We start from the raw sequence: 25,814 nt of genomic DNA on the forward strand, positions 1-25,814 counted from the left end.
CACCTTATCTCCTAATCTATCGCACCTTCTACAAACTCACGCATTCCCTGGAAGATCAGGTACACAGACGTAGCGCCCGCATCCTGATGTCCGATAGCCCTCTCAAGGAGAGATTTCGCGCGTCCGAATTTCGCTACATATTTCTTTGTGTCTTCCATACCGCATCTGGCTGCCTCTTCTGCCGCTTTGAGCATTTCAAGAAGTCCTTTTCCAGAGTTGGCCTCAAGGGCGTCGACAGCGGGTGCCAGCGCATCTACCATTGTCTTGTCCCCTACCTGGGCACCGCCTCTCTCCTGAATGGCGTCAAGGCTCTTCTTCTCCATCCTAGCAAGATCTTCTGCTGTGATAGTCCCCTTGGGATCCATTCCTTTCGCGCCGGCCAGATAGAGACTTCCGAAAATAACTCCTGACGCGCCGCCCATGGACATGAGCATCGCCTGTCCCGCGGTTTCAAAGAGATGGTAGGCATTTTCTTCTCCCTGCATTTTCAGAAGTTTCTTCTTGGCTTTCTGCATGCCGCCGGCCATTCCTATGCCGTGATCTCCGTCACCGATCGCACTGTCCACCTCTGTCAGGTAGGGCTTGTTAGCTATGATCTTATCCGCTATGTAGAGAAGCATATTCCTCGTATCTTCAGCATTGAGCTCCTCCAGGACACCGTCTTTGCTCCTGGTGATCACAGCCGGCTCCACATCGGTCTCGTCGAATTCCGGCTCTTCCTCGTCCGCGTCTGAAGAGGCGTCCTCCACCACTCCTGAAAATGATCCTTTGGCGTAATAGGGAGAATAGCAGGGCGCATCGTAATACTTTTTCAGTTCATCGTCAAGCTTCAGGAAAGTGATGGAAAATCCTCCCATCTCCATGCAGGTGCAGTATGTCTTGACCTCTGCGTCGTACACCTTCAGCCCGTCTCTGTGCATGCACTTATACAGCTCATAATAGACAAGATTCAGTTCCAGCAGAGGGGTGGAGCCAAGCCCGTTGACAAGGACAGCGATCTCGTCTCCCGATTTCAGTCCCATTTCAGCCATAAGCTCATTGTACATTCTCTCCACCATATCACAGCAGGGCATCATCTTTGTCCTCTCGATCCCCGGCTCTCCGTGAAGCCCCATACCGAACTCCATCTCGTCATCCGCGATCTCAAAAGTAGGTTTATCATTGCCCGGCAGAGTTCCGGGGGAAGTGGCAAGCCCGATCGTATTGGTATTATCTCTGGCCTTCTCCGTGATCCGCACAACCTCATCCAGATCCAGGCCCGCATCGCAGGCCGCTCCCGCAATCTTAATAGTATAAACATCTCCCGCGATGCCACGACGGTCCGTTATCCTCTCTTTGGGAGCCGATGCGAAATCATCCCACTCGCGGACGTGTGCTGTCTTCATACCTTCCGCCCTGCACATCTCCTCCGCCATATCAAAATTCAGATTGTCTCCCGCGTAGTTTCCATATACAAAGAGTACACCTTTCCCCTGATCCACTGCTTTCGCAGCCATCATGATCAGTTCCGGGTTGGGGGAAGCACAGATATTTCCGCATGCCACGGCATCTGCAAGTCCGGCCCCGCAATACCCTGTAAACAGGGGCTCGTGTCCACTCCCGCCGCCGATGACCAGAGCGACCTTGTCTTTTCTGTGCCCTCTGTATTGAAATGCATTGTACTCACCGATTTTTTTATAATATTTCTTATAGGCCATCAAATAACCTGTAAGACTCTCCTCCACCACGTTTGATACATCCTTGTTCAGGATTTTTTTCGTACTCATCCAAGACGCCTCCTTACTCTACATTTCTGTGGCGTTTAGCCATTTTTTCGAAAGACAGTCCCTCCGTCTCATCCACTATCATCATAACGATCATATCAAACAGAATGAACAGGCACTGCTCGAACAGGTTTCCCATGGGCTGGAAGGAGGGAACCACCTCATCAGTCCCTCTGTACACTGCTGCCGGGACAAAAAAGACTTTGTCTGCCAGATTTTTAGCCGTATCTCCACTCGGCGAACCGGTCACCACATAGATCATGGCCCCGGCCTCTTTCGCCCGTTCACATACATAATTAATATGCCCGATACGCCCGTCTCCCAGAGTCGCGATCAGCATGTCGCCTTCCCCGATCGCGGGAGTGGTATCGTCCCAGATCCAGTGGATCTCCTTCCCCATATGCATCAGCCTCATGGCAAAAGCTCTTGTTGCCATGCCTTCCCTTCCAACGCCTATAAGGAAAATACGGTCATGTTTTTTTACTTCCTCTATAAAGTCTCTCAGTCCCGCCTGATCAGTCTTCTCATATACCTGCCTGTGCTCATCCAGTATTTTCTCATACATTTCCCTGTAATCCATACCATCTTCCCCCCTTTAACCGAGCTCTCTGTGCAGGTAATCCATCGTTTTTTTCATCCCCTCGTATACATGGTCGTCATCATCCTCAAATATAGTGACCACTTCCAGATACTGAGGAATATCATCCAGATGCGCATTTTCCGTCGCCCGCCTGATCAGCTCCGGTGTGACAATTCCTCCTTCATGAGTGAAATCCCAGTGCCTGTCCCACAGTCCATCCGTCTGCTGGAGATGGATGGAACCGATGTATGGAGCACATTTATTAAACCACAGCTCAATGTCCGCCTCTTCTTTAAGGAGAGGTTTGAACAGGGCGTGTCCCCAGTCTACAAGCAACTTAATCGGGATCTTGCTTCCCTCAAGATCCTGCATCATCTTGACGGACACCTCCGGGCTGTGAGGAAATTCCGTGATCAGAGGAGTCGCTTCAATATGGATCTCCTTCAAGCCTTTTTCTTTGCCGTAAGCCGCCAGCTTTCTGAGGGACTCCAGCATATCCTGGTATAACTCTTCCCTCTTCTTCGGATCCCTAGCGTCATCATAGGTCATGCCGCCTACAGGCGTTCCCATGACAGGACATCCCATTCTCACTGTCAGATCGATCGCTCTTTTAAAGAAGACAAGCGCCGCCTCCCGCTGTTCCCTGGCCGGTGCCAGCAGATGCGCATAAGAATAGGAAGCAAGGCCACCGAATGTTCCGTCAATCTCCACACCCTCGTCCGCAAATGCTTTTTTATACTGATCCACCATGACATCTCTGTATTCCTCCGGCCACCAGGGATCGATCAGATCCCAGGTGAACTGGACATGGTCCGTGCCAAAATCCTGTTTGATCATCCTGGCCAGCTGAACCGGATCCAGCCAGCGCTTTACAGCAAAAGACAAATTTAAACCAAGTTTCATAGATTAAACCTCCTGTGTATAAGATCCTGTTGCGTCTATTTAGTTAAGTTTGATCCTTCTCTGCCGTTTCTCACGTACGATGTCAGAAATAGAACTGAAGGAAATAGCAAGTACAACGACGATGCCGCTGACTGCCGACTGCCAGTAAGAGTTAACACCGAACAGTACGATAATGTTCTGGATAATGGTGATAACCGCTGCTCCGATCAGTGCTCCTGCCGGATTTCCAACTCCTCCTGTCAGGGAGAGGCCTCCGATAACAGATGCGGCGATGGAGTTCATGGGCCAGTCTTCACCTATGGCTGTCTGGGCTGATCCCAGACGACAAACATACAAAAGCCCTGCCAGGGAGGAGATCAGGCCGACGATGGAGTAGATCATCACGCGGATGCGGTCCACTTTGATACCCAGGATCTTTGCGGCTTCCTTGCTGTTACCAATGGCATAAATATAGCGCCCGGTCTTTGTTTTCTTTACCAAAAATAAAATAATGATAAGGACAATAATGCAGATGATAAACGGAATAGGAACGGGACCTATGGAATTTTTCCCAAGGAACTGTACATCAGCCGGGATACCCGTTACGGCTTTTCCTTTTGTAATAACAAGGTTTACTCCTCCATACACGCCCTGCATACCGATCGTGGCGACCATGGAATTCAGCCGAAGACGAGTGATGATGATCCCGTTGACAAAACCAAATATAACACCAAGTATCAGCCCTACTACCAATGCCAGCCACGGGTTAATTCCCGCATTTACCATCAGCATACCGGAAAGGATACCGCACAGACATGCGATCTTTCCTACCGACAGATCAAGTTCTCCTACAAGAAGGAGCAGCGACTGTGCAATACCGATCATTCCAATGAACGCGAGATCCCTCAGCACTGACTGCAGATTATAAATATTCAGAAAGTAAGGGGATACAACACTCGCAATGATGATCATGACAACCAGGATGGCCGCCATTGCAGTCATATTACTTTTTTTCAATGCATTGACAAATGCATTTCCTGTTTTCTGTTTTGTGTTTTCTTTATTCATAACAAACTCCTCTTTACCTAAGAATTCACTCCGATGATCGCCCCTAGAATATCCTGCTGCCCGGCATATTCATCAAATTCGCCTGCTATCCTTCCCTCGTACATTGCAATGATCCTGTTGGAACATTTTTTTACTTCCTCCATCTCAGATGATATCATCACAATACCGATACCTTCGTCCTCCGCAAGCTTTTTCATAAGGCGGTATATCTCCGTTTTTGTTCCTACATCGATACCTTTGGTGGGCTCATCAAAAATCAAAAGCTTTGGTTTGCTGGCCATTGCCCGACCAATGATAACTTTCTGCTGATTTCCTCCGGATAAGAACTGGATTTCCTTATCTGATCCAGGTGTCTTCACATCGTATGTATCTATCACATCCTGAGCCAGTTCTTCTTCCTTCTTTCTGGATATATTTAATCCGCTTCTCAGATTATCAAGTACAGAGATGGAAATATTTTCCCTGATAGACAGCACCGGGAGTATACCCTGCTTCTTTCTTTCCTCCGGCAGATAAATGAGTCCGTTCCTTACAGAATAATTCGTGTCTCCCAGTTTCCATTCTTTCCCGTCAATCTTCACCGATCCGGCGTAAACGGGAAGGTAGCCGAACACTGCCTGCATGAGTTCACTCCGTCCCGCGCCAACAAGGCCGGAAAAACCAAGGATTTCTCCTTTTCGCAGTTTAAAGCTAATATCTGTAAATTTCTCTCCTGTGAGGTGGTTCACCTCCATCAAAATCTCATCAGATACTTTCGTGGAGTAAAAGCGTTCATTCTGATCCACTTCATGTCCCGTCATCTGCCTGATGACCCAGTCGGTGTCAACATCTTCTGTTTTGGAAAAAGCCACCTTTTTCCCATTCCTGAAAACAGTAATCACGTCCGACAGCAGGAATATTTCCTCCAATTTATGCGATATAAAGATAATCGCTTTGTTTTCTTCTTTTATCTTTCTCACCACATCAAACAGGATTTCTGTATCCCTGCTTGTCAAACTGGTAGTGGGCTCATCCAGCATCAGAACATCGTAATCCTCATGTACTGTTGCACGTGCGATCTGAAGAAGCTGCTGAGATGATACGGAAATATCCTTTACCAGATCACTTGGTTTAATGGGAATGGAAAACTTCTCCAAAATAGGGACCGCCCTTTTTTCCAGCTCTTTTTGATTAACTGTACCTTTGATACCGGATTTCTCATACGGCATGAACAGATTTTCCGCAACGGACATATATCCGAACAGGTCGATTTCCTGGGGCACATACGCGATTTTTCCGAAAAGCGCCTTATTCTTCACTGCGTTTTCCCCGCCGATCAGCACCTCTCCTTCCTCCGGCTCATAGACGCCGGTGAGACATTTGATCAATGTACTTTTACCCGCACCGTTCTCTCCGATAATCGCATGTATCTCTCCCGGTTCAAAGGCCACATCTACAGAATCCAGGGCGACAACGCCCGGAAACATCTTTGTAATATTTTTCGCCTCTAATATTTTCATAGACATGCTCCTCACACTAAAGCGGGGGCGAGCAACTTGATTAAATCGAGTTACAAGCCCCCGCTTACTAGTCGTTAAAAAAACTATTTACTGATCGCTCCTACTCTGACTGAGCGCTAACAATCTCAATCCACTCATCTACATTGTCCTGTGTGATCTGTCCGATTCCCGTGTCAACCATTGCCGGAAGATCCATTCCCTGGGCTGCCTGGTATGCCATAAGAACCGCGTACATTCCCTGCTCCTGGGGAAGTGTGGAGGATGTGGCTGTGATCGTTCCTGACTTCACGTAATCAAGGATCTCGATCAGATTATCCATGGCAACGAATGTCACCTGATCCTGCATGCCTTTTTCCTCAATGGCTGCTGCTACGCCAGCGCCACAAGCGTCACAGTTCAGGTATCCGGTCAGATCCGGGTTAGCCGCCAGAACCGCCGCTGCCTGGGACTGAGCCGTCTCAACGTTGTCATTGTCGATACCGCCGTCAATCACTTCAATATCCGGATACTGTGCCAGAGCATCAAGATGAGCCTGATATCTCTCTGCATGGTTGGGAGCGGTAGGCGCGCCCTGCATAACTGCCACTTTTCCGGATGTGCCCATGTTCTCGATCAGCATATCCACAGCAATCTCTGCCTGCTCCGCGAAATCATTACCTACGGATGTCAGCCCGCTACCTTCAGGTGAGGGCGCGTCAAACAGGATTACCGGAATACCTCTGTCCTGGATCTCAGAAATAATATCCGCGCTTCCGTCATAATCTACAGGGTCGATCAGGATCGCTGTCGGTTCTGTGGCTGCTGCCTGCTCCAGTACCGAGTTCTGTTCAGAAACCTCTGCTGACTCCGGAGCTCTGTAATCAATCTTCACTTCCACTCCAAGCTGCTCGGAGAGAAGATCAGCCTCTTTCTGAGCTCCCTTGTTTACCTCATCGAACCATGCATGCACGGTTTTGGGTACAACAACAAAGGTCATGTCCTCTGCCGCTCCACCGCCGCCTTCGCTGGATCCTCCTCCGTCAGATGATCCTCCTGAACACCCGGCTGCCAGTGTGGCAGTCATAGCTGCTGTCAGCAATACCGCTAAAACTTTCTTTTTCATTTTACTCCTCCTTTTCTGAATTTTCTCTCTTTTTGATGGTTTTATTATATATCACGTTTTTTTCTTTTCCAACGAGACAAAATTTAGAATAAGTGAGACTAATTTTAGACATTATCGCAGGTTAATAATCTCATCCGAGATATCCTCCACATACTCTTCCCTGGATTTTATGATCACAACAGATGTACCTCTGGCCGCAAATTTCTTTATATATGATTTCACGATCGACACCCCATATGCATCGCACAGAATAAAAGGTTCAAAAAGGATGAGGACCTTGGGGTTGTAAATATACCATCGTTCCAAAGTCATGCTGATCACATCGTTGATTTCCAGACTCCCGGCCATTGCTGTCTGGTCTGTCTCTTCTTTTTCCATGTTCTCTCATGCCATCCTTGCCATACCACCGGCGTAAGAAATATATTCCAGAGAGGAAATCTTGTAAAGGGACGGAAGCAGCAGGTTTTCCTCCACAGACATCTTTGTGAAAATCTCATCCTGTCCGCCCATGGATTTAACAGACACGATTTTATGCCTGACAAGGAAATCCGGGCTCACACTTCTATAACGCCGGCCATCTACAACATACTCGATATCCTCCTCTGGTATTCTGCCTGAAAGGGCCATAAAAAATCGTTCTTTCTCTTTTCCGTCCAATATAAGAAATGACGCCACTTTTCCTTTAGCAAACGCAAAATCTCTTCTCTGTTCTTTCTGAAACACAAAACCTTTTACTCTATACACAATATTTTCGTCTTCCGCCTGTTCCTGAACATACCTTCCCGCTGCTGTCTTCCCGGCTATCGTCCCTCCACTCAAAAGGAACTGCTCCAAATGCTCAGTGTCTCTGATATAACTCTTGGAGCATTTTTTCACAATGCGTCCCTTGCTGAAAATGATATATTTGTCGGACAGAAGATGCATGATCATATTAGAATGACTGTTCACGACAACAGCCATCCGGTCTGCTATCAATCTTTTCATCGCATCTGCAAAAAGCGCAATGTCCCTCGAGTCCATGCCCTCAAACTCATCTTCAATAATGACTAATTTTGCTCCCCTCTTCAGTGCTTTAACCAGATCTACGATTCTCTTTTCTGCCTCGGTGAGCTCCCTCATTTTTCTTGATACATCAAATTTTAGCCCCAGGCTTTCAAAATACTGTCCTATCTCCTGCGCCAGCTGTCTCCCATGCAGCAGCATACCGAGCCATCCTGTATCAACAAGGCCAATATATTCCGCCACTGTCCAGTCGTCGATCAGATAGTTGTCCGCGGTTATGCGATACACCTTTTCGCGCAGGTACTTGCTCCCGCTCACTTTTTCCCCCGCAATATAAACCGCGGCTCCGTCTATACCACCTTCCAGATTTCCGTCCAAAAGCTGTACGAGAAGATCTTTTCCTGAATAAGTAAGCCCGAGAAATCCCACGCATTCCCCTTCCAGAATGCAAAGTGAAATATTCTCGAGCCTGTTTGTCGAAGTATAAGTATAATTCAGATCATTAATCCGCAATATTTCTTTCTTCATTCTCCCCACCCCTGTCTGTCCCATCGTTTACCGGGATTGTAATTTCCACATCGGTTCCCTGTCCCGGTGTGCTGTATACATTGACACCATACTCCTCTCCGTACAGAAGCTGGATCCTCTTATGGATATTGGGAAGGGCAATCCCTGTATTCCTCTGATCCTTCCCGGCGCCGTCTTCCAGCTTTATATCCCTTGATCGAATCTTTTCATTCAGTTTCTTAAGCTTTTCTTTTTCAATTCCCTTGCCATTATCCGATATGGTGATGATCAGATTTTTTTCTGTCACAATCACCTCAATAACAACTTTCCCCCCTTCCAGTCTCTCCTCAAGCCCGTGGAAAATAGCGTTCTCCACAACAGGCTGGATGATCAGCCTGGGAATCAGGAAATTGTACGCCTCCTCATCTTCCTCGTCTATGATGATCTCCATAGAAAACCGATTGTTAAAACGGTACCTCTGTATCAGCATATAATTGTCAATATTTGCCATCTCATCTCTGAGGGTGACAAGACTTCCCTTTTTGCTGATACTGTACCGAAAAAAGGCTGCCAGAGCCTCAACCATCCTTGCTATCTCCCGATTGTCGTCCATCAGGGCCTGTCCCCGGATGCATTCCAGTGTGTTGTAGAGAAAATGAGGATTGATCTGGCTCTGAAGAGCTGTGAGCTCTGTCTGCTTGTCAAATATCTGCGCCGAGTTTTCTCTTGTCTTCTGGGCCGCATACCGGTCCATCATCTCTCTGATCTGTCTGATATACGGCACACTCTCCGTCCGTTCTTCAAACTCTTCGTCAGTCCAGTTTCTTCCCGCGAACATGTCCAGAGTCTCACCTAAATTTTTTAGCGGTTTTATCACAGCGCAAAAGACAACAACGTCCAACATCAGCTGGAGTACGCAGAGGAAGAACAGTGTCACAGGGGGATAGCCTATCCGACCAAGTGCTCCCACCAGCAGAAAAACAAGCACTGTCTCTATCACTAATATAATTTTCGTAACCCGGATCTGTTTCATGCTTCCCTCCTACGAGTGCAGCTTACGGTAAAGAGCCGGCTTCACCCCGACTGTCTTGGTAAAAATCTGACTGAAATATCTGGAATCCTTATATCCCACACTCTCTGCGATCGCAGCGATCGTCTCATTTGTATCGCAGATCATTTCCTTGGCTTTCTCCATGCGGATATTGACAAGATATGCGCTGAAATTGATTCCTGTCTCTTTTTTGAAAAGTACGCTGAAATACACTGGATTAAGCCCGACAATATCAGCCAGGTCTTCCAGTACAATCTTCTCTCCGTAGTGCTCATCCACATACTGTTGTGCCTGTCTGATCGGTTTTGCAGACTCTGCTTCCATAGCCTCCCGGCTTGCGTCCAGGTACCCTCCAAGGCTCTCCTTCAGAAGACTTTTTAACGCCGGAATCGTATAGCAGTGCTGGCAGTTGGACTTCAGTCCTTTTCTGACACTTCTGGACTCATCGTGCTGCATATCGATATGTTCAAAGAAAAGAGTGATCAGAGCTTCAGCCAACTCATAGCATACGGAAAAATCCAGATCGTCTCTCAACATAAATTCACTGTACATCTGATTAATGCACTGTTCCAATTTCTCCCGGGAATAACTCTCGATACTTGTCAGTATATCATTTCTGTATCTGTCAATAAAATCAGCGGAATCTGTCTTTCGTCCGCGGGTAATGGACTCTGCGTAAATGATTCTGCCAACTCCCAGCTTGATCCTGTTTCCGACAGCCTGGTTCGCCTCACGTATAGAAAACCGGATCTCACTGAACTCCGTTCTCTCAGTTCCTACTCCTATCGTCACCTCATACTGTTCAAATCCCATCAGATATTCCTTAACGGATGAGAGGATATCGCTGATCCTGTTCCTGATCTCTTTTGTTTTGCTGCAGTCGTAGTTAAACAGACAGTAGATATGCAGATTTTCCTTCTCGCAGATCAGCACTTCCTCCGCCTCTGTCTGAAGGATACTTTCCACCGAAGAGGTGATTCTCTCAACAGTCAGTTTATCCTGCTTTTTATCATGCTTATTGTAATCCACGTAGTCCAGCTTAATATCAATCCCCCTGTAGATCTCTCCCTCCAGAGGCACCCGCATATCTTCCGGCTGGATTTCGTCTTCCTGCTCAATAATATTTTTCAGGAAATCTCTCTTAATGATCTGACGGCTCTCAGAAACCGCTTCCCTCATCTCCATCTGTTCTATGGACTGCTGATATTTCTCCATAAGCTCTGTGTGAAGCTTTTTCATCACCTTATTGAGCTCGTTCTCATTGATCGGCTTCAACAGATAATCGTCTACGCCATACTGAAGTGCGCGATGCGCATACTCAAATTCCTTGTACCCGCTGATCACAATAAACTTCATCTCTTCATGCAGCTCTCTTGCCTTGCTGATCAGGTCAAGCCCATTCATTTTAGGCATACGGATGTCAGTGATGACAATATCAAGAGGCACTCTCTGTATGAGCTCAAAAGCGCTCTCACCGTTATCCACTACATCCACGCACTCCATATTGAATTCATCCCAGCGAATCAGATGCTTGATCAGCATCCCTATCCGAAATTCATCCTCAACAATTAAAACCTGCCATTTCCTCTTCTGCATTTTTTCTTCCTTCTCAATCGCAAAGATGTATCAGTTACGTTATCATCTGCTGGCCAACACCAAAAGTCTTCTCTTAAAACGGTGTCCCGATCATGTTGTAGGGCGTCACCTGATACACGTAATAATTCAGCCAGTTGGTGTACAGGTTGTTCCCGTGGGCCCGCCAGGTCAGGAGAGGCTTTTTCTGCGGGTCATCATCCGGATAGTAGTTCTCCGGCATCTCAATGGGCAGCCCCTTGGCCAGGTCTCTTTTATACTCCCCGTCCAGGGTGACCCTGTCGTACTCCGGGTGCCCCATGACGAAGATCTGGCGTCCGTCCCCGGCCATGGACAGGAAAGCCCCCGCCTTCTCTGACTCCGCCAGGATGGTGATCCTGCCGTCCGCGCGGATCCTGTCCGCCGGCACGTCGGTGTGTCTGGAGTGGGGTGCCAGGAACACATCGTCAAATCCACGCACAAGGGGGATCTTCCGGTTCAGCACCCTGTGGCTGAAGACGCCGAACAGCTTCTTCTCCAGAGGCACCTTGTCGATCCCGTAGTGGTAGTAGAGGGCCGCCTGGGCTCCCCAGCACAGGTGGAGGGTGGAGGTCACATTAGTCTTGGTCCACTCCATGATCTCGGTCAGCTCCTCCCAGTAGTCCACCTCCTCAAAGGGCATCTGCTCCACCGGGGCGCCGGTGATGATAAAGCCGTCGAATTTCTGATCCTTTACCTCCTTAAAGGGCAGATAAAACTTGTTCAGATGGCTGGTGGACGTGTTCTTGGACTCATGGCTGGACACATTGATGAACACCACATCAATCTGAAGGGGTGTGTTGGACATGGACCGCAGGATCTGCAGCTCCGTGTCCTCCTTCAGCGGCATCAGGTTCAGAAGCCCGATGCGGATGGGCCGGATGTCCTGATGGGTAGCCCGGTGCTCATCCATCACAAAGATATTCTCCTGCTCCAGTATCTCTTTTACCGGAAGATCGTTCTGTACTCGAATTGGCATAGTCTTTTCTCCTTTATCCTCTCTGAATTCTTCTATATATTCACTCTGTTATCTCGCTGTCCTGGCTCTGTTGCCTCACTTCTGGTCCTGCCTGCCGTTTTCCGCCTCGCTGCCCTGCCCGTCGCGGGTATCGCCGGCATCTCCGCCGCCCACGTAGGAGCCGCTGTCATCCACATAGCTCAGCTCGTCATAAAAGTCCGACTGAGTAGGGAGATTTTTATTCTCCAGCCGTCTGTTGACGATTGTCTGGACAATATAGTAGATCACCGCAAAGGTGGGCACCCCCATGAGCATCCCCAGGAACCCGAAAAGCCCTCCTCCCAGGAGGATGGAAAAGATAACCCAGAAGGCGGAAAGCCCTGTGCTGTTTCCGAGGATCTTAGGCCCGATGAAATTGCCGTCCAGCTGCTGCAGGAGGAAGATAAAAATAACAAAGTATACGCCCTTCAGCGGATCGGCCAGCATGATCAGGATAGCCGAGGGGATCGCCCCTATGTAGGGTCCGAAGAAGGGGATCACATTGGTCACTCCCACGATCACGCTGACCAGCATGACGTAGGGCATCCTCAGTATGGAAATGCCGATAAAACAGAGCACGCCGATAATGGCGGAGTCGATGATCTTTCCGATGATAAAGCCGCCGAATATCTCGTTGCTCTTCCTGGTCAGATGGAGGATGGCGTTGGCGTTCCTGGTGGAAAACACCGCGTAGACTGTCTTCTTTGTCTGGGAGACAAACTTCTCCTTGCTGAACAGCACATACACGGACACGATGACGCCGATCAGAGCGTTGAACACCTCGCTGAGGAAGCTGATCACGCCCTCCGTCAGGCTGGCCATCAGGTCGTTGATCCGGGCCAGCAGATCCGTGCGAAGCCAGTTCTGCAGCATATCCGTCCCCTCGCTGAGAGCCCGCTTTACGATATCGCCTATGGCAGAGTCATTCGCGTAGAACCTGTTGAACTCCCGCCCTAGGCTGTTCAGCTGCCCCGGCAGCGTCATCACCAGATCCCGGATACTCTTGTACAGCTCCGGTATCAGCATGTTGATCAGGGCAGTGATCAGGAAGAAGAGGAACACGACAGCCAGGGCGATCCCGGCCGCCCGTGAGAGCTTCTTTGCCTTTGTCTCGTTTTTCATCTTCTTTTTCAGCGCCGGTCCGAGATGCCGGTCCACCTGCTTCACAATGGGGTTCAGCAGGTAGGCGATGATAAGCCCGTACAAAATGGGCTTCAGCACATCCACCACAGTCCAGAGCACATCTGTCAGATTGGTGGCCCGCAGCAGGGCAAAATAAAACATAATTCCTGCTGCCACCACAATAAAATATGTAAGTCCCCGGCCAAACTGCTGGCGGATCCAGGAGGTTCCTCTCCCGCTCCTTGGCCTGTCCTTATTCTCTTTTTTTGTTTCCCTCTCCGTCTCGGTCATATCTATCATTTCCTTTTCATTCTGCGCATATAAACTATTATAGCAATGCCCATCTGAAAAAGCAACGCAGAAAGGAACAGCAGGCATGCGAAGGACATACAGAGAGGAAGGACAGCGCATATGCCAATACATATGCCGTCCTTCCTCTCTTTTTCATGATAGGAAGATTATTCCGTGCTCTCCAGCCGCTCTCGCGCTGCCCGCTCTAGTCTCAGCAGGTAAATGTGGTGCACTCTGTCTGGCTGCTCTGACAGGCATTTCCGCCCTCCACACTGATCTTTCCCGCGTTGCAGTGACAGTTGTCATTGTACTTGCACTGGACTGCCTGACAGTCCACACAGCTGCAGGCGGATGCGCTGCCTGTGCTGTTTCCCATTCCCATGCCGGCGGCGCCGCTGTAGGAATTACTCTGGGAATTGCTGTAGGAGCCTCCGAAGGAGTTGGTCTGGGCGCCTCCTCTTTCCTGGAAGCTGTCGCAGCTTGTCTCCTCCGCTCTCTGGGCAGAATTGCCTCCCACCTGGATCTTGTCCAGCGTACAGTAATAGTTCTGGTTGTGCATGCAGGTCTGTACAGTACATTTTAATTCTGGCATTGATACTACCTCCTTTATCTGTTTATCAGAGATAGTATCTGCACTTTTTTTGAAAAATATTCTTCTTTTTTACTCTGGCTTCTGCTTCCCCTGCTCCATCATCTCCACAAAGAGAGCGTGGATATCCGGGTAATCCTTTTTCAGGGACACGGGACGCCCCTTCTCATTTAGAAAGCAGTGCTTTGTCAGCCCCCGGCAGTGGACCATGCCGGTCTTCTCATCTGTCACCTCGTACTCCAGCGTCAGCTTGATGCCGTTGTACTCCTTCATCCTGGTCTGTATGGACACGATGTCCCCGAAGTGGACCATCCGCAGATAGTCCGCCTCCACTCCCAGGACCGGACTTCCTATGCCCAGGGCCTCCATTCTGTCATATCCCATCCCCATCTGCTCCAGAAGGTCTGTCCTGGCCTCCTCGAACCAGCGAATGTAGTTGGAGTGGTGGACGATCCCCATCTGGTCTGTCTCGTAATACTGCACTTTGTGTCTGTATTCCTGTATCTCTCTCATCATTTTTCCGGCCTCCTCACAGATCCGGCGTCCGGGTGCAGTCCCGACCAGCCGGTCTGGGGCATAGTCCCCAGCCTGTACATGTCTTCTTCCGTGATCTCAAATCCGAACACATCCTGGTTCTGCTTCATCCTCTCCATGGCGGAGGACTTGGGAAGGGGCACGATCCCCCGCTGGATAGCGTAGCGGATACACAGCTGGGCCACGGACACGCCGTACTGCCCGGCCATTTCCTGGAGCATCTCATTATCCAGGAGGGCCCGCCTGCCGATGGGGCTCCAGGCCTGCACCAGAATGTCCTTCTCCTGGCAGTACCTGACTGTCATCTCCTGGGTGTAGCCGGGATGGAACTCGATCTGGTCCACCGCCGGGCGGACGCGGCAGTCCTCCAGCAGATTTTCAATGTGATGGGGGAGGAAATTGCTGACGCCGATTGCCTTCACCTTTCCCTCCTCGTACAGCTCCTCCAGCCCCCTCCATGTCTCTTTGTCCAGCTGTTTCCAGTTACTGTAGCCCTCCTCCGGCAGGGGCCAGTGGATCAGGTAGAGATCCAGGTAATCGGTCTTAAGCGCCTCCAGAGACTGCCGGAAGGCCTCCTTTACATTTTCGTAACCCATCTGGGTCTTCCAGGCCTTGGACGTGATGAAGAACTCTTCTCTTGGGACGCCGCTTCTGCGTATAGCCTCCGCCAGATACTCCTCTGTCCCGTAGAAGGAGGCCGTGTCAAAATACCGGTATCCCGCCTCGATGGCCATCTGGATGATGTCTGCGCTCTTTCCGTCCGCCGCCTTGTAGGTGCCGTAACCAAGGCAGGGATTTTTCACTCCATTGTTCAAAGTGTAGCAGTCGTACATATTTTTCATATTTTTCTCCTTTATCTGCAAATCCACATTTTCCAGACCGCGAAAAATTCTCTTGTCATGTAGTTCAAAAACAGCACCGGGCCGCTGGGCGCCGGTATGGCCCGTGGATTTTGGTATCCTGTTCTCCTGGCATACTCCTTTGCCCTGTACATGTGAAAGCTGTTGGTCACGATCCCCACCGGCGCTGTCCGGTCCGGTATGAGCGGGCTGGAAAAGGCAAAATTCTCCCTGGTGGACGTGGAGCGCTCCTCCAGAATGAGCCTTGCCTGGCTGATCCCCCTTGCCCGCATGTACTCTCCCATGGCTCTGGCCTCGCTGACAGCCTCCTCCCTGCCCTGTCCGCCGGACAGGACAGCCATCGTCCCCGGATGCTCCTTCAGGTAGGAAATGGCTGTATCCAGGCGCCGGCGCAGGGAGACAGTCACCTCTGTCCCCCGGATCTGGGCGCCCAGGACAATGATAAAGGGGCAGTCCGTCTCCCGGTCCGGGCGCATCCCCCGGAGGATCCTGATTTCCACCAGCACAAATACAAAAAGGGCAATGGAAAAAGAACTCTCCACTGCCAGTCTAAGCCAGCGGGGGCCTGCAATGACGGCCGCATGCCCGAGAAGGCACGCCGCCCCGGCCCCGGGCCAGAACCCGGCAAAGGTAGAATTCCATTTTCCCATCGCCTTACAGATGATCAGATAATAGGCCAGACAGAAAACCGCTGCTGCCAGTATCATCTTATCTTCCGCAGCAGTGCTTGTATTTCTTTCCGCTTCCGCAGGGGCAGGGATCGTTGCGCCCTATCTTCTTCGGCTTGCGGATCGTGCCTGACTCCTTCTGCTCCTTGTAGAGGGCCTTTCTCTCCTCCTCAGTGAAAATATTGTCCCACTGGGGAAGATTGTAAAGCCAGTCAGCCTTGGCAGCCACCATGTTCTTATATAACAGGGCTTTATCATACACAAGGTTTACCTGTGTGTCCTCATCCATGGTTTCAATAGGGTTCGGCACCTTCAGGCTCTCGTCAATGCCGTCCAGAAAGCCTACCATAGTCATGACGCTGTGTCCAAATCTCTCCGCCAGCTCCTTGACCGTGCCGCGGACCTCCTCGTCCGGATTGGAGAGCAGCTTCTCATAGATTTCCTTCTCAATCTGGAAATAGGAAGCCCAGAACTTCTGAAGCTGGCCTCTGTCTGCCTTCTCATTGTAAGCGGTAGCCCGCCACTGTTCCAGTAATGTACTCATTTTTATACTCCTTTGTGCTCCTGCCTGTGCAGGTTTTTTTCTGTGCAAGCCCTATTATATACTATTTTCCCCGATTTTCAAAGAGGATGGGTTTGATTTTTTAGCTGTTTCCCGATATAATGATGCCAGGATTGTGAAAGCCCGCAGCACGGAACAATCCGTGGACATCGTAAATATGTTTCTGAAAGGAGCCCCTTCCATGGAAAAGATCAGACGGATCCTGGCGGCCTGCGCAGCCCTGCTGCTCCTCGTCATGTACGGCAGCACCCTGTTCTTCGCAGTCACTGACCATTCACAGACAATGGGCCTTCTGAAAGCCTCCATCGTCTGCACCTTTGTCATCCCCGTCCTTCTGTACGCCTACACTCTAGTGTACAAAAATATCCAAAACAGCCGCCCGCCCTCCGACGAGGAGAGCTCCCCCGAAAATGCGGGGAAGGCTGCAGAAGCGTCTGACCCCGGACAGGATCAGACGTAGAGTCCGGCCCACATCCAGGCCGGGCTTTTTTCCTTCTCCCGGCTCCGTCTGCGCTGCTGTGCCTCCTTTATCTTCTGTCTCTTACTCAAGTATTCTTCCATGGAAATCGCTTCCTGGCTGATGTCTTTTCTCTCGCTGTTTCTCATGATGCATACCTCCACTTCTACTTATTTATACTCCATACTCCGTTTTCCCGGCTTTATTATTATATTGCCGGCTTTCTGTTTTTATGACTTTTTTCTTCTATGCTGCTACTATACTCCGCAAATGTGTCTTCTGTATGGAGAGAACCTAAAATAAAAGTAAGGAATTTCTTAAAAAAGTATTGTCACTGCTCCTCCAGGGAATGCTTTTTCCTGATCACTACCGTCTCATCGTAGCAGGCAAATATCTTCTCAATATGCTCCTTTTCAGGTGCCGGCGTCAGAAGGCTCACAATTGGCACGATGATCATTCCCGCCACCATGGCCAGAGCGCCTGCGTTGATGGGGGAGGCGATATATCCTATGAACATGTTGGACACGGTGATGCCCACGCCGGCGATGAAGCTGGCCCACACGGCCGCCCTTGTGGTCCGCTTCCAGTACAGGCCGTACAGGAAGGGAGCCAGGAATGCCCCTGCCAGAGCGCCCCAGGAAATGCCCATAAGCTGCGCGATGAAGGCCGGCGGGTCCAGAGCCAGCACAACAGACAGGAGGATAAAGAACACGATCAGCAGCTGCATCACAATGATCTGCTTTTTCTCGCTCATCTTCTTCATCACTGTATCCTTCAGGAAATCCAGCGTCAGGGTGGAGCTGGATGTGAGGACAAGGGAGGACAGGGTTGACATGGACGCCGACAGCACCAGGATCACCACAATGCCCACCAGAATGTCCGGAAGTCCCGACAGCATAAAGGGAATGATGCTGTCGTACACCACGGATCCGTCCGCCCCGTAAATCTCCGGGGAGTCAAAGAGTCTGCCAAAGCCGCCCAGGAAGTAGCATCCTCCGGACACCACAATGGCAAACACAGTGGAGATGATGGTTCCCGTCTGAACCGACTTCTCATCCCGGATGGTGTAGAATTTGTGGATCATCTGGGGCAGTCCCCAGGTTCCAAGGGAAGTCAGGATGATCACTCCCAGCAGGTTTAAGGGATCCGGGCCGAAGAAGGATGTGAAGGCTCCGGGCTGCCCCATTGTCACCTCCACGTCGCTGGGGATCCGGGCCATCTTACCTACGGCCTCCATGAAGCCTCCCTGGCCTGAGAGAACCGCCGCGATGACCGCCACAATGCCCGCCAGCATGATGATGCCCTGGATAAAATCATTGATGGCTGTGGCCATGTATCCGCCCAGTATCACGTACACGGCCGTGATCACCGCCATGAGGATCACGCACCACTCATAGGGAATGTTGAAGGCCATCCCGAAGAGCCTGGAAAGTCCGTTGTAGATGGACGCTGTGTAGGGCACAAGGAAAATGAACACGATGGCTGACGCCGCGATCTTCAGCCACCGGCTTCCATACCTCTCCCCGAAGAAATCAGGCATGGTCCTGGAGCTCAGGTGCTGGCTCATGACGCGGGTTCTCCTTCCAAGGACAACCCAGGCGAGAAGACTGCCGATAACCGCGTTCCCAATTCCAATCCAGGTGGAGGCAAGGCCGTATTTCCACCCGAACTGCCCAGCATATCCCACAAAGACGACCGCTGAGAAATAGGAGGTTCCGTAGGCGAATGCTGTCAGCCACGGCCCCACTGACCGTCCTCCCAGCACAAATCCGTCTACACTGCCCGCATGTCTCCTGGCATAGATCCCCACTGCCACCATGACAATAAAAAATAACAGCAGGATCGTAAGCTTGATGATCATTTTTGTTTCCTCCTTTTCTCCGCTTTTTCTTCGTCGCTTTAAACCGCAACGCTTTAACGTGTTAAATTATTTCTCTAAAAGAATACCACAGCCCGGGCTGTCCTGTCAACACAAAATGTACAACGAAAACAGGCGGCATGGCCTGTCAGCCATGCCGCCCGAAGGGGATCAAGATCAAACTATTTATTTCTGTAGATAATGTCTCTTCTTCCCGGTCCGTTGGAGATCATTGTGATGGGGTAGCCGATCTCCCTCTCGATGAACTCAATGTAGTTCCTGCAGTTCTCCGGAAGGTCCTCGTACTTCTTAATGCCCCGGATATCGCACTTCCAGCCGGGGAGAGTCTTGAGGACCGGCTTTGCCTTCTCCAAAAGATGGGTGGTGGGGAACTCTGTCGTCACTTCCCCGTCGATCTCGTAGCCCACACAGACAGGGATCTCATCCAGATAACCAAGCACATCCAGCACTGTGAAGGCCACGTCTGTAGTTCCCTGCAGTCTGCAGCCATACTTGGAGGCTACACAGTCGAACCAGCCCATACGTCTCGGGCGTCCTGTGGTGGCGCCGAACTCGCCGCCGTCTCCTCCCCTGCGCCTCAGCTCGTCCGCCTCCTCGCCGAAGATCTCGCTGACAAAGGCGCCGGCGCCGACAGCGCTGGAGTAGGCCTTGCAGACAGTGATGATCTGCTTGATCTCATAGGGCGGGATACCGGCCCCGATGGCGCCGTAGCCTGCCAGAGTGGAGGAGGATGTGACCATGGGGTAAATGCCGTGGTCCGGATCCTTCAGGGAGCCGAGCTGGCCCTCCAGCAGGATCTCCTTGCCCTCCTTGAGAGCGTTGTAAAGGTAGAGTGATACATTGCACACATAGGGCTCGATCATCTCTTTGTACTCTTTCAGTTCTCTATAAAGGTCAGCAGGATCGATCAATGGTTTATGGTACAGATGCTCCAGCAGCACGTTCTTCTGCTCTGCCACCCGGACAGTCTTCTCCTTGAGCAGCTCATCGTCAAAGAGCTCGCTTACCTGGAAGCCGATCTTTGCGTATTTGTCTGAGTAGAAGGGCGCGATACCGGATTTCGTGGACCCGAAGGACTTTCCTCCCAGTCTCTCCTCCTCGTAGGCGTCAAAATTCTTGTGGTAGGACATCACGATCTGCGCTCTGTCTGACACAAGGATCTTCGGCATGGGCACCCCTTTCTCCACGATGGACTGGATCTCTCCGAAAAGTCTGGGAATATCCAGCGCAACCCCGTTGCCGATAATACTTGTGGTGTGACTGTAAAACACGCCGGAAGGCAGTGTGTGAAGTGCAAATTTACCGTAATCATTTATGATGGTGTGTCCCGCGTTGGCACCGCCCTGGAAACGGACGATTATATCCGCGTTCTCCCCCAGCATGTCGGTAATCTTGCCCTTACCTTCATCGCCCCAGTTCGCACCTACTACTGCTTTTACCATTATCCATTCCTCCTGTGTATCATTTACATTCATGGCTCACAAACAGCCATATGCATTATACTATATTTTTCTCCTGTTGTACAACACTTATTTCCCAACGGGCCTGCTTTGCCGGCTACATGAGAGGAGCAACCAGTCTGAGCACCTGCCCTGCTATCTTGGAGAACAGGCTCCTGTTTCTCAGCTCCACAAGACTGACCTTGTGGCACTTCATGAGTGTCTCCTGAAAATCTCTCTCCACCCGGTCCACCACGGAATTGTTGTATATGAACACGCCGCACTCAAAATGCAGGTAGAGACTCCTGTAGTCCAGGTTGATGGTACCCACCGTGGCCGTGTCATCGTCTGACACAAAGACCTTGGCGTGGACAAAGCCCGGCTTGTACTCGTAGATCTGGACCCCCGCCCGGATGAGCTCCCTGTAGTAGGTCTTGGCCACCACAAAGGCGTACCACTTGTCCGGAATGTGAGGCATGATGATGATGACCTCGATGCCGCTCTTGGCCGCCCTTGTCAGGGTAGTGATCATCTCATTGTCCAGTATGAGGTAGGGGGTCATAATGTGCACGTACTTCTTCGCATGGTTCAGGATGTGGAAGTACACCTCCTCCCCCACATTTTCATCGTCAAACGGGCTGTCCCCGTAGGGGAGCACGTACCCCAGCTCTCTTCGCAGCCCCTGCCGCCTTGGAGTCAGGTAATGCCCGTAGTGCTCCTCCTCCTTCTCGTCCACGTTCCACATCTGGAGGAACAGCATGGTCAGGCTCTGGACCGCGTCCCCCTTCAGCATGACAGCCGTGTCCTTCCAGTGGCCGAACCGCTCCTTCCGGTTGATGTACTCGTCCCCCAGATTGATGCCTCCCGTAAAGCCCACCCGGCCGTCAATGACGCAGATCTTCCGGTGGTCCCTGTTGTTCTGCACGGTGGACAAAAAGGGCTTGATAGGGTTCATCATCTTGCACCGGATGCCCTTTCGCTCCAGCTCCTGGGGATAGTCGTAGGGCAGGTTGGAGATGGCGCAGGTGCCGTCGTACATGAAGCGCACCTCCACCCCCTCCCTTGCCTTCTGCACAAGGATCTTAAGGATGGTGTCCCACATGTAGCCCTTCTCCACGATAAAATATTCCATGAAAATGTATTTGCGGGCTTTTTTCAGCTCAGGGACAAGGGCCTCAAATTTGTCCTCCCCCAGCGGAAAGTAGGTCACCTCCGTGTTCCGGTATGTGGGAAATCCCATGTGATGGGCCAGGTAGTAGGCCAGATTCGCATTGGACGGCTTGCTGGCCCGCAGCGCGTCCACCACGTCCATGTCCTGCATCATGTAGGGATCTGTCTCTATCTTCAGGGTGGCCAGCCGCTTTCCCATCCACCGGGCGCCCACCTGTGTCTTTACATATATATAGAACAGTGTGCCCACCGCGGGAAACGCCATGACGCAGAGCATCCACGTCATCTTAAAGGCAGGGTTTCCCTCCGCGTTGATAATATAGATCAGCACGACAACACCCATTACTCTGAGAATTCCGTTTATAAAAAGCGCGTACGACTGCAGCAGATTTGTTGTCACCACAAAAATTCCAAGCTGTATCAGGATCAGAAGAAGAATAAATCCTGTACGGCTGAATATGATCCTGGAAAGCCCTGACCGCGCCTTTCCCGGTTCGTTTTTTCCCATAAAGTCCTCCTTATCTTGTCTGACGCAATATAGTGTAACACACTTTCCCGGCCTCTACAACCGGACCTGTGCCCGGAATTTCGCCAGTATTTGCATGTTTCCCCTTTCTTTTTTTGTTCAAAAGTATTACAATGTATCATAACATACACGCAGTCTGCAGAAAGGAGTCATGAATATGTCTAAATGGATAAAACGCGTGCTCGGTCTGGCCGCTGTGGGAAGCGCCGCTGCCGGACTTTACTATTATCTGAAAAAATCTTCTTCAGATACCACGGATGACGATATGGATGAGTTTGAGGATGAGGATTTTGACCTTGACAACGACCTGAAGCCGGTAGGCGACCGGGAGTACGTTCCCCTCAACACCCCTCCCAGGGAGGACAGCGAAGAGGATGCGCAGGAGCCTGCCGATAAAAAAGAAGAGGCCGGCAGCGAGGACAAAAAGGACGCATAAAAATCACGTGAAAATGAAGTCATGTAAAAAGCGGGAGCCTTCCCGGTGATCTGCAAGGATCATCCAGGGAGAGCTCCCGCTTTTATGTTTCATTTTCGGTTCGCGCTTCCCTTCTGTTCACACGTCCCGCTTCCATATCCCGCAGAGAATGTCGCAGGCCTCCTTGATCCGCTCCTCAGGCATGTTGGCATAGCCCAGAAGGATGACCGCCTCTCTGCCCGGCTCGCCCACGATGTAGTCTGACATGCCGTACACCCGGATCCCCCGGGCGGCCGCCTTCTCTATCAGCTCTCTCTCCGTCCTGCCGTCGTCAAAGTGAAGGAGAAGGTGTACTCCCGCGTTCTCCCCGGATATCCGGCATGTGTCCGCCAGGGGCTTCAGTCCCGCTATGAGCTGGTCGTGCCTGCCCCTGTACAGGGACCGTGTCTTGTTGAGATGGCGCTCATAGTACCCCTCCTCCAGGAAGCGGCACATGATGAGCTGATCCACCTTGGACACAGTGGAATTGATAAACCCCAGCTTTCTTTCGTACTCCACGCACAGGACTTCCGGGAGCACCATGTAGCTGAGACGGATGGCAGGGGCAATGGACTTGGAAAAGGTACCCAGGTATATGACCTTCCCCCTGGCGTCATAGCCCTGGAGCGCCGGAATCGGCTTCCCCTTGTAGCGGAATTCACTGTCATAGTCGTCCTCCACAATATATCTGCCTCTTTTCGCCTCCGCCCAGGCCAGCAGCTCCATCCGCCGGCGGATAGGCATGACGATCCCGGTGGGATACTGGTGGGAGGGCGTCACGTAGGCGATGTCCGCCCCCGACTCCTCCAGCAGCCGGGTGTCCATTCCCCGCCTGTCCATGCGGATGGGACAAACCCTGTAGGACTGGCTCCGGAAGAGCCGGTAGGCCTGCATGTAGGTAGGGTTCTCCACGGCGATGACATGATCTCTCCCAAGCAGGGAGCAAAGGAGCATGAGGAGGTAGTCGCTCCCGGCCCCCACGACCACCTGCCGGGGTGAGCAGTTCACTCCCCTGGCCTGGTAGAGATAGCTGCAGATCGCTCTGCGGAACTCGTACTCCCCCTGTGGCTCACCCAGCCGGAAGAGCTCTGTCCTGTCATCCAGCAGCACCTCCCTGGACAGCTTCCGCCAGATGTTGTAGGGAAAGCTGTTCAGATCTACCCCGTTGGGCGTAAAGTCAAAGCGGTATCTGAAAGACGGCTTCTTTTCCTCCCGCTTTTTTTCATCCCTGGCCGGGGCCGGCTCCAGATGCCACAGCTCCTCCACCTCTGCCACGAAGTATCCCCTGTATGGGACAGCCTCGATGTAGCCCTCTGAAAGAAGCTGCTCGTAGGCCATCTCCACTGTGCTCCTGCTGACCTCCAGGTGGCTGCACAGAGCCCGGGTGGAGGGCAGCTTCTCCCCACAGGAGATCCTGCCTGTCCTTATATTTTCTTTTATATACCTGTAAATCTGCTCGTACAGCGGCGTGCCGCTGTGAGGCGCAAGATGGATCGTCAGCTCGTTCATGGCACGGCTATTTAGGCAGCTTAAAGGAGCTCTTCAGGGACACGATCCTGTTGAACACGAGGGCATCCGGCCTTGAGTCCCTGGCATCAATGCAGAAATAGCCGTTTCTGACGAACTGGAAGCTGTCGTAGGCCTTTGCATCCTGGAAGCTGGGCTCCACAAAGCAGTTCTTCCGGATCTCCAGAGAGTTGGGGTTCAGGTTCAAAGAGCCGTCCTCCTTATTGTACACACCCTTCTCCTCATCGATCAGGTTCTCGTAGAGACGGATCTCTGCCTTCTGGGCACAGGAGACCGGAACCCAGTGAATGGTTCCCTTGACTTTCCTTCCTGTAAAGCCGGAGCCCGCCTTTGTCTCCGGGTCGTAGGTGGCATGTACCACGGTCACATTGCCCTCCTCGTCGGTCTCGTAGCCCACGCACTTCACAAAGTAGGCGTGCATCAGGCGCACCTCATTTCCCGGAAAGAGGCGGAAATATTTCTTCGGAGGCTCGATCATGAAATCATCCCGCTCAATGTACAGCTCTCTCTCAAAGGGAAGCTGTCTCATTCCCAGCTCCTCGTTCTCCAGGTTGTTAGCCACATCCAGGTATTCCTTCTCTCCCTCCGGGTAGTTGTCGATCACCAGCTTGATGGGATCCAGGACTGCCATCATGCGGGGGCGCTTCATCTTCAGGTCCTCCCGGATGCAGTACTCCAGCATGGCGTAATCCACAGAGCTCTGGCTCTTGGACACACCGCACATCTCCACGAACATCTTGATGGACTCGGGCGTAAAGCCTCTCCTTCTCAGAGCCGCGATGGACACAAGGCGGGGGTCATCCCAGCCGTCCACAATGCCCTCCTGCACCAGCTTCTTGATATAGCGCTTGCCTGTCACCACGTTGGTCAGGTACAGCTTGGCGAACTCGATCTGGCGGGGAGCCGGATCGAATTCACATTCCCTCACCACCCAGTCGTAGAGAGGCCTGTGATCCTCAAACTCCAGTGTGCAGATAGAGTGGGTAATCTTCTCCACCGCGTCCTCGATGGGGTGGGCAAAATCATACATGGGGTAAATGCACCATTTATCTCCCGTATTGTGGTGAGTCATATGGGCCACCCGGTAGATGATGGGATCCCGCATGTTGATATTGGGGGAGGCCATATCAATCTTGGCCCGCAGCACCTTCTCCCCGTCCTTGTACTCCCCGTTTTTCATAGCCTCGAAGAGGGCCAGGTTCTCCTCAACGGAGCGATCCCTGTAGGGACTGTTCTTGCCGGGCTCTGTGAGAGTTCCTCTGTATTCCCGTATCTCCTCCGGGCTCAGGTCGCAGACGTAGGCCTTTCCCTTCTTGATCAGCTTCACCGCGCACTCGTACATGATATCAAAATAGTCGGAGGCAAAATACAGATGCTCTCCGTAGTCAGCGCCCAGCCACTGCACATCCTCCTTGATGGACTCCACGAACTCCATATCCTCCTTGGTGGGGTTGGTATCGTCAAACCGCAGGTGGAAGGTGCCGCCGTACTTCTGCGCCAGCCCGTAGTTTAAGAGGATGGACTTGGCATGTCCGATGTGGAGGTACCCGTTCGGCTCCGGCGGGAACCTGGTACACACATTGTCGTACACTCCCTCTCTGAGATCTTTATCTATCTCCTGCTCAATAAAATTTTTGGAAACCACTTCTTCTCCCATGTCAACCTCCTGATAAC

25 protein-coding genes are annotated in these 25,814 nt (G+C 51.4%); 2 read left to right on the forward strand and 23 right to left on the reverse strand.

Features of this window, described 5'->3' with window-relative positions; translation table 11 throughout:
• Window positions 1-11: 11 nt before the first annotated feature.
• The 17 genes from dhaL to FGQ86_RS00295 form a co-directional block, all read right to left on the reverse strand.
• Entirely contained in the window at window positions 12-1,766 is a 1,755-nt protein-coding gene (gene dhaL, locus FGQ86_RS00215; protein ID WP_138302681.1) for a dihydroxyacetone kinase subunit DhaL, read from the reverse strand.
• A gap of 13 nt (window positions 1,767-1,779) precedes the next feature.
• Window positions 1,780-2,343: an SIS domain-containing protein gene (locus tag FGQ86_RS00220; protein WP_138302682.1), complete on the reverse strand. Its 564-nt coding sequence runs from the start codon at window positions 2,341-2,343 to the stop codon at window positions 1,780-1,782.
• A gap of 15 nt (window positions 2,344-2,358) precedes the next feature.
• Window positions 2,359-3,246, reverse strand: a complete 888-nt coding sequence (locus FGQ86_RS00225; protein WP_033124518.1) for a TIM barrel protein — start codon at window positions 3,244-3,246, stop codon at window positions 2,359-2,361.
• A gap of 39 nt (window positions 3,247-3,285) precedes the next feature.
• Entirely contained in the window at window positions 3,286-4,293 is a 1,008-nt protein-coding gene (locus FGQ86_RS00230) for an ABC transporter permease (protein ID WP_138302683.1), read from the reverse strand.
• Between the two features lie 17 nt (window positions 4,294-4,310).
• Entirely contained in the window at window positions 4,311-5,798 is a 1,488-nt protein-coding gene (locus FGQ86_RS00235; protein ID WP_347562457.1) for a sugar ABC transporter ATP-binding protein, read from the reverse strand.
• Between the two features lie 94 nt (window positions 5,799-5,892).
• Window positions 5,893-6,894, reverse strand: a complete 1,002-nt coding sequence (locus FGQ86_RS00240; RefSeq protein ID WP_033124515.1) for a substrate-binding domain-containing protein — start codon at window positions 6,892-6,894, stop codon at window positions 5,893-5,895.
• Between the two features lie 111 nt (window positions 6,895-7,005).
• Window positions 7,006-7,272: a hypothetical protein gene (locus FGQ86_RS00245; RefSeq protein ID WP_138302684.1), complete on the reverse strand. Its 267-nt coding sequence runs from the start codon at window positions 7,270-7,272 to the stop codon at window positions 7,006-7,008.
• Between the two features lie 6 nt (window positions 7,273-7,278).
• Window positions 7,279-8,424: an ATP-binding cassette domain-containing protein gene (locus FGQ86_RS00250; protein ID WP_171031480.1), complete on the reverse strand. Its 1,146-nt coding sequence runs from the start codon at window positions 8,422-8,424 to the stop codon at window positions 7,279-7,281.
• Window positions 8,399-9,436 carry a sensor histidine kinase gene (locus tag FGQ86_RS00255; protein ID WP_138302686.1) on the reverse strand — a complete coding sequence of 346 codons (1,038 nt, stop codon included), beginning with the start codon at window positions 9,434-9,436 and terminating at the stop codon, window positions 8,399-8,401. The genes FGQ86_RS00250 and FGQ86_RS00255 overlap by 26 nt, the downstream gene beginning before the upstream one ends.
• A gap of 9 nt (window positions 9,437-9,445) precedes the next feature.
• Window positions 9,446-11,050 (reverse strand): response regulator, encoded by a 1,605-nt coding sequence (locus FGQ86_RS00260; RefSeq protein WP_033124513.1) that lies wholly within the window; start codon window positions 11,048-11,050, stop codon window positions 9,446-9,448.
• A gap of 73 nt (window positions 11,051-11,123) precedes the next feature.
• Complete coding sequence (metA, locus tag FGQ86_RS00265) at window positions 11,124-12,044, reverse strand: homoserine O-succinyltransferase (RefSeq protein ID WP_138302687.1); 921 nt, start codon at window positions 12,042-12,044, stop codon at window positions 11,124-11,126.
• A 75-nt stretch (window positions 12,045-12,119) separates the two neighbouring features.
• Window positions 12,120-13,475, reverse strand: coding sequence for an AI-2E family transporter (locus tag FGQ86_RS00270; RefSeq protein WP_138302688.1), 1,356 nt, complete (start codon window positions 13,473-13,475; stop codon window positions 12,120-12,122).
• 211 nt (window positions 13,476-13,686) lie between these two features.
• A complete protein-coding gene (locus tag FGQ86_RS00275; RefSeq protein ID WP_138302689.1) occupies window positions 13,687-14,067 on the reverse strand; it encodes a DUF1540 domain-containing protein in 381 nt (126 codons plus the stop codon).
• Window positions 14,068-14,136: 69 nt separating this feature from the next.
• The gene (locus FGQ86_RS00280) at window positions 14,137-14,580 is read right to left on the reverse strand and encodes a thioesterase family protein (protein ID WP_138302690.1); all 444 of its coding nucleotides are present in this window, start codon (window positions 14,578-14,580) and stop codon (window positions 14,137-14,139) included.
• Complete coding sequence (locus tag FGQ86_RS00285; protein WP_033124630.1) at window positions 14,577-15,440, reverse strand: aldo/keto reductase; 864 nt, start codon at window positions 15,438-15,440, stop codon at window positions 14,577-14,579. Before FGQ86_RS00285 ends, FGQ86_RS00280 begins: the two co-directional genes overlap by 4 nt.
• 11 nt (window positions 15,441-15,451) lie before the next feature.
• Entirely contained in the window at window positions 15,452-16,165 is a 714-nt protein-coding gene (locus tag FGQ86_RS00290; RefSeq protein WP_138302691.1) for a YdcF family protein, read from the reverse strand.
• A gap of 1 nt (window position 16,166) precedes the next feature.
• A complete protein-coding gene (locus FGQ86_RS00295) occupies window positions 16,167-16,670 on the reverse strand; it encodes an SEC-C metal-binding domain-containing protein (RefSeq protein ID WP_033124508.1) in 504 nt (167 codons plus the stop codon).
• Between the two features lie 199 nt (window positions 16,671-16,869).
• On the opposite strand from FGQ86_RS00295, the gene FGQ86_RS00300 reads away from it, so the two are divergent.
• Window positions 16,870-17,148: a hypothetical protein gene (locus tag FGQ86_RS00300; protein ID WP_138302692.1), complete on the forward strand. Its 279-nt coding sequence runs from the start codon at window positions 16,870-16,872 to the stop codon at window positions 17,146-17,148.
• Here the strand turns inward: FGQ86_RS00300 and FGQ86_RS16175 are convergent.
• The 4 genes from FGQ86_RS16175 to cls form a co-directional block, all read right to left on the reverse strand.
• The gene (locus tag FGQ86_RS16175) at window positions 17,139-17,294 is read right to left on the reverse strand and encodes a hypothetical protein (protein WP_171031481.1); all 156 of its coding nucleotides are present in this window, start codon (window positions 17,292-17,294) and stop codon (window positions 17,139-17,141) included. The genes FGQ86_RS00300 and FGQ86_RS16175 overlap by 10 nt on opposite strands.
• Window positions 17,295-17,476: 182 nt before the next feature.
• Entirely contained in the window at window positions 17,477-19,006 is a 1,530-nt protein-coding gene (locus FGQ86_RS00305; RefSeq protein ID WP_033124507.1) for a sodium/solute symporter, read from the reverse strand.
• 179 nt (window positions 19,007-19,185) lie between these two features.
• On the reverse strand, window positions 19,186-20,466 hold the full coding sequence (locus tag FGQ86_RS00310; RefSeq protein WP_033124506.1) for an adenylosuccinate synthase: 1,281 nt from the start codon (window positions 20,464-20,466) through the stop codon (window positions 19,186-19,188).
• 115 nt (window positions 20,467-20,581) lie between these two features.
• Window positions 20,582-22,141, reverse strand: a complete 1,560-nt coding sequence (gene cls, locus FGQ86_RS00315; RefSeq protein WP_033124505.1) for a cardiolipin synthase — start codon at window positions 22,139-22,141, stop codon at window positions 20,582-20,584.
• Between the two features lie 175 nt (window positions 22,142-22,316).
• On the opposite strand from cls, the gene FGQ86_RS00320 reads away from it, so the two are divergent.
• Window positions 22,317-22,595, forward strand: coding sequence for a hypothetical protein (locus tag FGQ86_RS00320; protein ID WP_243127113.1), 279 nt, complete (start codon window positions 22,317-22,319; stop codon window positions 22,593-22,595).
• Window positions 22,596-22,712: 117 nt separating this feature from the next.
• Here FGQ86_RS00320 and FGQ86_RS00325 read toward each other — a convergent pair whose 3' ends face one another.
• Together FGQ86_RS00325 and FGQ86_RS00330 are read right to left on the reverse strand one after the other, a co-directional pair.
• Window positions 22,713-24,122, reverse strand: a complete 1,410-nt coding sequence (locus tag FGQ86_RS00325; RefSeq protein ID WP_033124503.1) for a PLP-dependent aminotransferase family protein — start codon at window positions 24,120-24,122, stop codon at window positions 22,713-22,715.
• A 7-nt stretch (window positions 24,123-24,129) separates the two neighbouring features.
• Window positions 24,130-25,797: a glutamine--tRNA ligase/YqeY domain fusion protein gene (locus tag FGQ86_RS00330; RefSeq protein WP_033124502.1), complete on the reverse strand. Its 1,668-nt coding sequence runs from the start codon at window positions 25,795-25,797 to the stop codon at window positions 24,130-24,132.
• Window positions 25,798-25,814 lie beyond the last annotated feature (17 nt).

The organism is Clostridium sp. BSD2780061688st1 H5 (assembly GCF_005845155.1).
GTDB lineage: Bacteria > Bacillota > Clostridia > Lachnospirales > Lachnospiraceae > Claveliimonas > Claveliimonas intestinigallinarum.